Here is an 8,368-nt window from a genome sequence, read left to right on the forward strand (position 1 = left end):
TCTCTCTCAGAAGAACCGGATCAGCCGCTCAGAGCGTGCAGCTGACGCAGCCCTCGACCTCGGTGCCCTCCAGCGCCATCTGACGCAGGCGGATGTAGTAGATCGTCTTGATGCCCTTGCGCCAGGCGTAGATCTGGGCCTTGTTGATGTCGCGCGTGGTCGCGGTGTCCTTGAAGAACAGCGTGAGCGACAGGCCCTGGTCGACGTGCTGGGTGGCGGCGGCGTACGTGTCGATGACCTTCTCGTAGCCGATCTCGTACGCGTCCTCGTAGTACTCCAGGTTGTCGTTCGTCATGAACGGCGCCGGGTAGTAGACGCGGCCGAGCTTGCCTTCCTTGCGGATCTCGATCTTCGACGTGATCGGGTGGATCGACGCCGTCGAGTTGTTGATGTACGAGATCGAGCCGGTGGGCGGCACGGCCTGCAGGTTCTGGTTGTAGATGCCGTGCTGCTGGATCGAGGCCTTCAGCGCGCGCCAGTCGTCCTGCGTGGGGATGTGGTGGCCGGCGAACATCTCCTTGACCTTGGCGGTCTTCGGCTCCCACACCTGCTCGATGTACTTGTCGAAGAACTCACCCGAGGCGTACGTCGAGTCCTCGAAGCCCTCGAACGTCACGCCGCGCTCCTTCGCGAGGTTGTTCGACGCGCGCAGCGCGTGGAACAGCACCGTGTAGAAGTAGATGTTCGTGAAGTCGATGCCCTCCTCCGAACCGTAGAACACGCGCTCGCGGGCGAGGTAGCCGTGCAGGTTCATCTGGCCGAGGCCGATGGCGTGCGAGCGGTCGTTGCCGTCCTCGATCGAGCGGACCGAGCGGATGTGGCTCTGGTCGCTGACCGCGGTGAGGGCGCGGATGGCCGTCTCGACGGTCTGGCCGAAGTCGGGCGAGTCCATCGCGAGCGCGATGTTCAGCGACCCGAGGTTGCACGAGATGTCCTTGCCGATCTGGTCGTACGAGAGGTCCTCGTTCAGCGTGGTCGGCGTGTTCACCTGCAGGATCTCGCTGCAGAGGTTGGACATGTTGATGCGGCCCTTGATCGGGTTGGCCTTGTTCACCGTGTCCTCGAACATGATGTACGGGTAGCCCGACTCGAACTGGATCTCGGCGAGGGTCTGGAAGAACTTGCGCGCGTTGATCTTCGTCTTCTTGATGCGCGGGTCGTCCACCATCTCGCGGTACTTCTCGGTGACCGAGATGTCGCCGAAGGGCACGCCGTAGACGCGCTCGACGTCGTACGGCGAGAACAGGTACATGTCCTCGTCGTTCTTGGCGAGCTCGAACGTGATGTCCGGGATCACGACGCCGAGCGAGAGCGTCTTGATGCGGATCTTCTCGTCGGCGTTCTCGCGCTTGGTGTCGAGGAAGCGCATGATGTCGGGGTGGTGCGCCGAGAGGTACACGGCGCCCGCGCCCTGGCGCGCGCCGAGCTGGTTCGCGTAGCTGAACGAGTCCTCGAGCAGCTTCATGACGGGGATGATGCCGCTGGACTGGTTCTCGATCTGCTTGATCGGGGCGCCGGCCTCGCGGATGTTCGACAGCAGCAGGGCCACGCCGCCGCCGCGCTTGGACAGCTGCAGCGCCGAGTTGATGCCGCGCGCGATCGACTCCATGTTGTCCTCGATGCGCAGCAGGAAGCAGCTGACGAGCTCGCCGCGCTGCGCCTTGCCGGCGTTGAGGAAGGTGGGCGTCGCCGGCTGGAAGCGGCCCGAGATGATCTCGGCCGCGAGCTTCATGGCCAGGTCCTGGTCGCCGTCGGCGAGCGCGAGCGCGGTCATCACCACGCGGTCCTCGAAGCGCTCGAGGTAGCGCTTGCCGTCGAACGTCTTGAGCGTGTAGCTCGTGTAGTACTTGAACGCGCCGAGGAAGGTCTCGAAGCGGAACTTCTGCGCGTACGTGAAGTCGTTGAGCTTCTGGATGAACTCGAACGGGTACTTCTCGATGACGGCGCCCTCGTAGTACTCCTTCTCGACGAGGTAGTCGAGCCGCTCCTTGAGCGAGTGGAAGAACACCGTGTTCTGGTTGACGTGCTGCAGGAAGTACTCCCGCGCGGCGCGCTTGTCGGCGTCGAACTGGATCTTCCCGTTCTCGTCGTACAGGTTCAGCATCGCGTTGAGGGCGTGGTAGTCCATCCCCTCGAACCTGACGTCGTGCTTGAAGTCCACGTCTGAGGTCACTGCAGCTTCCACCATCGTTCCAATCCTTCGCTGACGCGATCCACGTCTTCGGGCGTGCCGAACAGTTCGAGCCGATACAAGTGGGGCACGTCGCACTTGCGGCTGATGATGTCACCGGCGAGGCAGAAGCCGTCGCCGAAGTTGGTGTTGCCCGCGGAGATGACCCCGCGGATCCCGCGTCGATTGTGTTCGTCGTTCAGGAATCGGATGACCTGCTTGGGCACCGCGCCGTTGCCGTTGCCGCCCCCGTAGGTCGGCGTGACGAGCACATACGGCTCGTCGACGCTCAGCGGCTCGTCCGAGCGGTGCAGGGGGATGCGCTCGGCCCGCAGCCCGAGCTTCTCGATGAAACGCGCGGTGTTGCCCGACACGCTCGAGAAGAAGACGAGGAGCGGCACCTCGGTCGCGGTTGCGGTTGCCATGATCCCTCCCCGGATTCCTGAGCTGCCTCGAAGGGCTGTTCCCGACGGCGCCGAAGCCGGCGACCCGGCCGACGCGTCGGTCAGGCCAGGCGCGCGGCGAGCTCGTCGATCTTGTCGGGGCGGAAGCCCGACCAGTGGCCCTCGTCGGTGACGACGACCGGCGCCTGCATGTAGCCGAGGGCCTTGACCTGCTCGAGAGCAGCCGGGTCCTGCGACAGATCGGTGACCTCGTACTCGATGCCCTTGGAGTCCAGAGCGCGGTACGTGGCCGTGCACTGGACGCAGGACGGCTTGGTGTAGACCGTGATCGCCATGTTGCTGTTCCCCTCAAGATCTGTGCTGTGCCGGCGTAACCTCCGCCGGGAGCTCAATACTACATATGGGTACCGACATTCAGATGCACCACAAGGGGTAGTAGTTACATCCATGTGATTTTCCACCGCTCTCCACCGCTTGCCCACAGGTCTGTGCACCGATTCGTCCACAGCTCGGAGGGCCGGAGCGCCCGCGGAATCGCCTGATCGCCGGGCATTCGGCGCCCCGTCCCCGCGGCTCTCCACAGCCCGGACGATACGGCGGACCACCGACATCCGAACTTCTGTGGAGAGGCTGCGTCGGCGTGTCGCGGCGTGTCGCGCAGGGCGGGCCGCGCAGGCGCACGCACAGCGCGCGCGGGGTAGCGTTGACACCTGTGGCGGGGTACCGGGATCTTCTGCGCACGCGGGGCGTCGCGCGCATCATCGCAGCGCAGCTGACGGCACGCTTCCCCGGCGGCATGATGTCGCTGGCCGTGCTGCTGCACATCGAGCACCTCACGCACTCCTACGGCGCGGCCGGCACCGTGCTGGCCGCCACGTCGATCGGCCAGGCCGTGGCGGGGCCGCTCACGAGCCGGTGGATGGGCGCGTGGGGCATGCGGCCCGTGCTGCTGCTCACCACGGGCGTGCAGGCCGTCGCGCTGCTGCTGCTGGCGCTCGTGCCGCTGCCCGTCGCGGCGCTCATCGCGTGCGGCCTCGTCATCGGCCTGTCGACCCCGCCCGTGCAGCCGGCCGTGCGCACGATCTATCCCAAGATGGTCAACGCCTCGCGCCTGACGCGGCTGTTCTCGCTCGACGCGTCGCTGCAGGAGATCATCTGGGTGGTCGCGCCCGTGCTCACGACGTTCGTCGCGATCCAGATCAGCACGGTCGCCGCGCTGCTGCTCATCATCGTGTTCCTGCTCGCGGGCGGCGCGTGGTTCATCTTCTCCCCCGAGGTCGGCCGGGTGCGCATCCCGCGCAGCCGCCATCCGCTCGGCCGCGTGCTGCGCAAGCCGCCCGTGATCCTGTCGACGGTGGTCGGCGTCGTCATGCTCGCCGCGATCTCGTCGCTCGAGACCGGCGTGGTCGCGGCCTACGGCGAGGGCGGGCTGGAGTCGGGGCTCATCCTCGCGGTCTTCGCGGCCGGCAGCCTCGCCGGCGGGCTCGGCTTCGGGCACCTGCCCATGGGACCGTGGTCGGCCGCCCGCCGCCTCGCCATCATGGCGTTCGGCATCGCGCTCACCCTCTTCTCGCTGAACGCCTGGTGGCTGGGCTTCTCGGTGCTCGTGGCCGGCATGGGCATCGCGCCGGTGTTCGCGCTGACGTTCTCGATCGTCTCGGCGAGCGTCAAGTTCAGCGAGACGGCCGAGGCGTACGGCTGGCTGAACACGGGCCAGCTGATCGGCGCGGCACTCGGATCGGCGATCGCCGGCTTCGTGATCGACGGCGTGGGCCCGGCGGCGGCGTTCTGGGTCGCGACGGGCTTCGCGGTGCTGTGTGTGCTCCTCGCCGCCGCGTGCGTGCGCGGCTTCCCCGACCTGCGCGGGCGCGACGCCAGCCCCCAGCCCGACACGGGCATGATCCAGACGGTCACCGGCTCGTTCCGCATGCCCTGAGCCCGACCCCACCCGCAGAGCTCGACCCACCTCTGGAGGACAGCATGCGCCGACTCACCGTCACCGACACGCTCATCCACATCACCGCGACGCGGACGGCGCAGGGCGATGTTCACGTCGCGGGCGCCGTCATCACCGCCGACGCCGGCGAGCACCCCGACGCCGACGTGATCGACGGTCGGGGCGCGGCGACCGTGCCCCTGTACGTCGAGACCGTCCTCGCGCCGCCCTTCTCCGCGGACGCCGCCACCTTCGATCTCGTCCCGGGCAACCCTGCGACCTTCGCGGTGATCGAGGGCGCGGTGCGCGCCGAGCAGATCCGGCACATGCTCGTCGTGAGCCCGCGCGCGCTGCGCGCGGTGGTCGTTGACGGCACGCTCGTCGCGCGCGACGGGGAGCCCACCCGCGCCGCCGGGACCGACGCGCTCGCGGCGGAGGACCCACGCCTGGGGGCATGGACGGACGCGGGCAGGGACATGACGCAGTTCCTCACCCGGGACGGCCGTTACAGCGAGACCCGTGGCGGGCGCCGCGACGCGTACACGGGTCGCTTCTGGCTGGACGGGGACCGCATCACGTACCTCGACGACACGGGGTTCTGGGCGTTCGGGCAGTACGTGGGCGGCGTCCTGCACCACGCCGGATTCGTCCTGCGCCGTGACGCGGCGGCATCGGCTCACCCGTGAGGCAGCCGACCCAACGCCTGCTGCCCCGTCCCGCCCCTCCCCCGCCGTTCTAGGCTGGCGGCATGACCGCTTCCGGGGACGCCGCGGGCTTCGAGCCCGCCGACCACCTGCCCGACGAGCTGCTCGAGCGCATCCGCGGCCGCGCCGCGCGCGTCGACGCCGACAACGTCTTCCCCGACGACGATCTCGCGGAGCTGCGGGATGCCGGGTACCTCGCGATCCTCGTGCCCGCCGACCGCGGCGGCGCCGGGCTCAGCCTCGCGCAGGCCTCCGTGCTGCAGCAGCGGCTCGCGACGGCCGCGCCCGCCACGGCGCTCGCGATCAACATGCACCTCGTCTGGACGGGCGTGGCGAAGGTGCTGCGCGACCGCGGGATCGACGACCTCGCCTTCGTGCAAGAGGGCGCCGCGGCCGGCGAGGTGTTCGCGTTCGGGATCAGCGAGGCCGGCAACGACCTCGTGCTCTTCGGCAGCGACACCGTCGCCGAGCCGCGCCCCGACGGGGCCTACGCGTTCACGGGAACGAAGATCTTCACCTCGCTCGCGCCGGTGTGGACCCAGCTCGGCCTGCACGGCCTGGACGCTTCCGATCCCGACGACCCGCGGCTCGTGTTCGCGTTCGTGCCGCGCTCCGACGCCGTGGTCACGCGCGACGACTGGGACACCCTCGGCATGCGCGGCACCCAGAGCCGCACCACCGAGCTGCACGGCGCCGTCGCGCCGGCCGAGCGCGTCGTGCGCCTCGTGCCGCCGGGGCCGTCCCCCGATCCGCTCGTCTTCGGCATCTTCGCCGTGTTCGAGCTCCTCCTCGCCTCGGTGTACACCGGCATCGCGCGCCGCGCCCTCGACCTGGCCGTCGAGACGGCCGGCCGGCGCCGCTCGAAGAAGACAGGACTCGCGTACGCGCAGGACCCGGACATCCGCTGGCGCGTGGCCGAAATGGGCCTGGCCTACGACGCGCTGCCGCCGCAGATCACCGCCCTCGCGGGCGACGTCGACGAGGTCGCCGACCACGGCGCCCGCTGGTTCACGCTGCTGTCGGGCGTGAAGCACCGCGCCACGGCCGCGGCGAAGCGGATCGTCGACGAGGCGATGCTCGTCGCGGGCGGCTCGTCGTACTTCGCGTCGAACGAGCTCTCGCGCCTGTACCGCGACGTGCTGGCGGGCGCCTTCCATCCCTCCGATCCGGAGTCGGCGCACGCGACCGCGGCGTCGTACTGGCTCGGGCCGCTCGGGTCCTGACGCGGGCGCGGCCCAGCGGCCCGGCGTCAGCGGCCGTCGAAGTCGAAGGCGCGCAGCAGCTCCTCGACGGCCTGCTCGCGGTTGTCGCCCCCCGTCTCGAACATGTGGGTGACGTGCGTGCGCAGGTGGTTCTCCAGCAGCAGCCGATTGAGCGATTCGAGGGAGCGCTGGATGGCGCGCGACTGCGTGATGATGTCCATGCAGTAGTCCTCGTTCTCGATCATCCGGCCGAGGCCGCGCAGCTGGCCCTCCAGGATCCTCGTCCGGTGCAGCGCGCGCTTCTGGATGTCTTCGATCACGCAGGTCACTGTACTCGGCACGCCCGGGTGTCGGCTCCGTTTCGGCATGCCAGGATGACCGCATGACCCGCACGCCGACCGAGTTGCTGTCCCCGGCCGATCGCGAGCGGCGCCGCGCCCTGCGGCGCATGAAGGCGGTTGCGCTCGGGGCGCTGCTGGCCACCGCGATCCTCTTCGCGGTCGGCTTCGTGTGGCAGGACGAGGTGCCGGCGCTCGCCTACGTGCGCGCCGCCGGCGAGGGCGGCATGGTCGGCGCCGTGGCCGACTGGTTCGCCGTGACGGCGCTGTTCCGCAGGCCGATGGGGCTGCCGATCCCGCACACGGCGATCATCCGCACGCGCAAGGACGAGATCGGCCGCTCGCTCGGTGAGTTCGTGGAGACGAACTTCCTCTCCTCACCCGTGGTGCGCGCCAAGCTGGAGGGCACGCCCATCTCATCCCGCCTCGGCGCGTGGCTGTCCGAGCCCGCGCACGCCGAGCGCGTCGCGTCGGAGGGCGCGGCGATGGCGTCGGGCGTGCTCTCGGCGCTGAGCGACGACGACGTGCAGGACGTGATCGAGTCGCTCGCGCGCGAGCACTTCATCGACCCCGACTGGGGCGCGCCGCTCGGCACGTGGCTGGAGCGGCTGGTCGATGCCGACGCGCACCGCGCGGCCGTGGACCTGGCCGCCGAGAGCGTCGCCGGCTGGCTCGCGGGCAACCGCGCGATCTTCGACGGGCTCGTCTCCGGGCGGCTGCCCTCGTGGGTGCCGTCGCTCGCGCACCGGTTCGTCGACGACACCGTCTACCGCGAGGCGGTGGCGTTCGTCGACGCCGTACGCGCCGATCCGCATCACCCGGCACGGCGTGCCGTGAGCGCTTACCTCGGCCGGCTGGCGCAGAGCCTGCAGCACGACGACGCGACCCGACGAAAGCTGGCCGAGGCGAAGGAGTCGGTGTTCGACAGCCCGCGGGTGCGCGAGCTCGCCGGCGCCGCGTGGGGCACGGCCAAGGCGGGCCTCGTGCGCTCGCTCGAGGACCCGGCGAGCCCGTTGCGCGAGCGGGTGCGCGATGCGCTGGTCGACGTCGGGCAGCGACTCGAGACCGACCCGGCGCTGCAGGCGAGGGTGGACGGATGGATCACCGACGCCGCGGTGTTCCTCGTCGACCGCTACCGCCACGACATCGCGTCGCTGATCACCGACACCGTGGAGCGCTGGGACGCCGAGGAGACGAGCGAGAAGATCGAGCTCATGGTCGGCCGCGACCTGCAGTACATCCGGCTCAACGGCACGGTCGTGGGCGCGCTGGCCGGAGTGGCCATCTTCACGGTCGCGCACGCCCTGCTGGGCTGATCGCCTCAGTCGACCTTCGCGATCGTGCCGCCGGTGAGGCGCACGAGCTCCTCGAACGTGAGCGGGAAGACGGAGTGCGCCGTGCCGGCGGCGGCCCACAGCTGCGGGTAGGCCGCCAGGTGCTCGTCGACGATCGTGCGGATGGGCGCCGGGTGCCCGGTGGGAGCGACGCCGCCGATCACCTGCCCCGTCGCGGCGACCACCTGGTCGGGCTTGGCCCGCCGGATCTCGGCGAGGCCCAGACCTGGATCGTGTCAGATTAGTGCCCCACGCCCGGCCGGAGTGCGGCGATGATGTC

General features: G+C 69.7%; 8 protein-coding genes and 1 pseudogene. 4 read left to right on the forward strand and 5 right to left on the reverse strand.

Going from position 1 to position 8,368, the window contains the following annotated elements:
• Positions 1-28: 28 nt before the first annotated feature.
• The 3 genes from nrdE to nrdH form a co-directional block, all read right to left on the reverse strand.
• Entirely contained in the window at positions 29-2,188 is a 2,160-nt protein-coding gene (nrdE, locus tag ACODR5_RS11250) for a class 1b ribonucleoside-diphosphate reductase subunit alpha (protein WP_488983682.1), read from the reverse strand.
• Positions 2,170-2,595 carry a class Ib ribonucleoside-diphosphate reductase assembly flavoprotein NrdI gene (nrdI, locus tag ACODR5_RS11255; protein WP_488983683.1) on the reverse strand — a complete coding sequence of 142 codons (426 nt, stop codon included), beginning with the start codon at positions 2,593-2,595 and terminating at the stop codon, positions 2,170-2,172. The genes nrdE and nrdI overlap by 19 nt, the downstream gene beginning before the upstream one ends.
• Before the next feature lie 80 nt (positions 2,596-2,675).
• On the reverse strand, positions 2,676-2,909 hold the full coding sequence (gene nrdH, locus ACODR5_RS11260; RefSeq protein ID WP_449854808.1) for a glutaredoxin-like protein NrdH: 234 nt from the start codon (positions 2,907-2,909) through the stop codon (positions 2,676-2,678).
• Positions 2,910-3,286: 377 nt separating this feature from the next.
• Here nrdH and ACODR5_RS11265 point away from each other — a divergent pair, with 377 nt between their 5' ends.
• The 3 genes from ACODR5_RS11265 to ACODR5_RS11275 all read left to right on the forward strand — a co-directional run bounded on the left by ACODR5_RS11265 (position 3,287) and on the right by ACODR5_RS11275 (position 6,437).
• Positions 3,287-4,510 carry an MFS transporter gene (locus ACODR5_RS11265; RefSeq protein ID WP_449854807.1) on the forward strand — a complete coding sequence of 408 codons (1,224 nt, stop codon included), beginning with the start codon at positions 3,287-3,289 and terminating at the stop codon, positions 4,508-4,510.
• A 44-nt stretch (positions 4,511-4,554) separates the two neighbouring features.
• The gene (locus ACODR5_RS11270; RefSeq protein WP_449854806.1) at positions 4,555-5,196 is read left to right on the forward strand and encodes an Atu4866 domain-containing protein; all 642 of its coding nucleotides are present in this window, start codon (positions 4,555-4,557) and stop codon (positions 5,194-5,196) included.
• Between the two features lie 62 nt (positions 5,197-5,258).
• Complete coding sequence (locus ACODR5_RS11275; RefSeq protein ID WP_488983684.1) at positions 5,259-6,437, forward strand: acyl-CoA dehydrogenase family protein; 1,179 nt, start codon at positions 5,259-5,261, stop codon at positions 6,435-6,437.
• Positions 6,438-6,463: 26 nt separating this feature from the next.
• Here ACODR5_RS11275 and ACODR5_RS11280 read toward each other — a convergent pair whose 3' ends face one another.
• A complete protein-coding gene (locus tag ACODR5_RS11280; protein WP_261165083.1) occupies positions 6,464-6,736 on the reverse strand; it encodes a metal-sensitive transcriptional regulator in 273 nt (90 codons plus the stop codon).
• A gap of 62 nt (positions 6,737-6,798) precedes the next feature.
• On the opposite strand from ACODR5_RS11280, the gene ACODR5_RS11285 reads away from it, so the two are divergent.
• Positions 6,799-8,070, forward strand: coding sequence for a DUF445 domain-containing protein (locus tag ACODR5_RS11285; RefSeq protein WP_460818171.1), 1,272 nt, complete (start codon positions 6,799-6,801; stop codon positions 8,068-8,070).
• A gap of 5 nt (positions 8,071-8,075) precedes the next feature.
• Here ACODR5_RS11285 and ACODR5_RS11290 read toward each other — a convergent pair.
• Positions 8,076-8,312, reverse strand: a pseudogene (locus ACODR5_RS11290) (YbaK/EbsC family protein); the annotation flags it as partial.
• Positions 8,313-8,368: the final 56 nt, after the last annotated feature.

Source organism: Microbacterium sp. FG3 (genome assembly GCF_057809335.1).

What these genes read in the sequence shown, in the direction of transcription:
- ACODR5_RS11285 (WP_460818171.1), top strand. Translation starts at nt 6,799, where the DNA reads ATGACCCGCACGCCGACCGAGTTGCTGTCCCCGGCCGATCGCGAGCGG.
- nrdI (WP_488983683.1), bottom strand. Translation starts at nt 2,595, where the DNA reads ATGGCAACCGCAACCGCGACCGAGGTGCCGCTCCTCGTCTTCTTCTCG.
- nrdE (WP_488983682.1), bottom strand. Translation starts at nt 2,188, where the DNA reads ATGGTGGAAGCTGCAGTGACCTCAGACGTGGACTTCAAGCACGACGTC.
- ACODR5_RS11275 (WP_488983684.1), top strand. Translation starts at nt 5,259, where the DNA reads ATGACCGCTTCCGGGGACGCCGCGGGCTTCGAGCCCGCCGACCACCTG.
- nrdH (WP_449854808.1), bottom strand. Translation starts at nt 2,909, where the DNA reads ATGGCGATCACGGTCTACACCAAGCCGTCCTGCGTCCAGTGCACGGCC.
- ACODR5_RS11270 (WP_449854806.1), top strand. Translation starts at nt 4,555, where the DNA reads ATGCGCCGACTCACCGTCACCGACACGCTCATCCACATCACCGCGACG.